Origin of the sequence: Streptomyces sp. NPDC058964, from assembly GCF_042741275.1 — a bacterium.
GTDB lineage: Bacteria > Actinomycetota > Actinomycetes > Streptomycetales > Streptomycetaceae > Streptomyces.
Window position 1 is genome coordinate 1 of sequence record NZ_JBHYKH010001023.1, and the last position, 1,173, is coordinate 1,173.

The window sequence follows — 1,173 nt, forward strand, 5'->3', positions numbered from 1 at the left end:
GTTGCGCGCGGGGGGGGTGTGCGGGTGGGGGGGGGGGGGGGGGGTTGTGGCTATTCCTCGGGCCCCCCCGGGGGTGGGGGCCCCATACCTGGACTGCGGGCTCAGTGCCAGCTGTGCGGGGCGCGGAAGCCGGGCTCGCGCTCCAGACGGCGCCAGCCGGCCTTGGCGCGGCCGCGGTGGGTCGCCGTGGGCTCGGAGCTGCGGGCGGCGGCGCGGGCCAGGAGGACCGCCGTGATGGCGGCGACTTCCTCGGGCTCGGCGTGGCCCTTTTCGACGCGGATGTCAGGGGTGTCCATGGATGTCAGTCTCCGTGAGAGAGGTTTCCGCCGGGTTACTGCGGGGGGTTGCCGTGCTTGCGCGACGGCAGGTCGGCGTGCTTGGAGTGCAGCATCGCCAGTGACTTGATGAGCACCTCGCGGGTCTCGGCCGGGTCGATGACGTCGTCGACCAGACCGCGCTCCGCCGCGTAGTAGGGGTGCATCAGCTCGGCCTTGTACTCCTTGACCATCTTCTGACGCATCGCTTCGGGGTCTTCCGCCTCGGCGATCTGCCGCCTGAAGATGACGTTGGCCGCGCCTTCCGCGCCCATGACGGCGATCTCGTTGGTGGGCCAGGCATACGTGAGGTCGGCACCGATGGACTGGCTGTCCATGACGATGTACGCACCGCCGTACGCCTTGCGCAGGATGAGCGAGATCCTCGGCACCGTCGCGTTGCAGTAGGCGTACAGCAGCTTCGCGCCGTGCCGGATGATCCCGCCGTGCTCCTGGTCGACACCGGGGAGGAACCCCGGAACGTCCAGGAAGGTGACGATCGGGATATTGAAAGCGTCACACATCTGGACAAAGCGCGCAGCTTTTTCGCTCGCCTCGATGTCCAGGACACCCGCCAGCACCTGGGGCTGGTTGGCGATGATGCCGACGACCTGGCCGTCCAGCCGGGCCAGCGCGCAGATGATGTTGCGGGCCCAGCGTTCGTGGACCTCGAGGTACTCGCCGTCGTCGACGATCTCCTCGATGACCTTGGCCATGTCGTACGGCCGGTTGCCGTCCGCGGGGACCAGGTCCAGCAGCACGTCGCTGCGGCGGTCGACCGGGTCGGAGGCCTCGGCGCGCGGGGGGTTCTCGCGGTTGTTCTGCGGGAGCAGCGAGAGGAGGTAGCGCACCTCGTGGC

2 protein-coding genes are annotated in these 1,173 nt (G+C 69.2%); both read right to left on the reverse strand.

Annotated features, from left to right (window positions below; all coding sequences use genetic code 11):
* Nucleotides 1-101: 101 nt before the first annotated feature.
* Nucleotides 102-296: an acyl-CoA carboxylase subunit epsilon gene (locus ACFW2E_RS47360; protein WP_384478495.1), complete on the reverse strand. Its 195-nt coding sequence runs from the start codon at nt 294-296 to the stop codon at nt 102-104.
* A 35-nt stretch (nt 297-331) separates the two neighbouring features.
* Nucleotides 332-1,173: acyl-CoA carboxylase subunit beta (locus ACFW2E_RS47365; RefSeq protein ID WP_384478498.1), on the reverse strand; the 842-nt coding region annotated here is incomplete at its 5' end.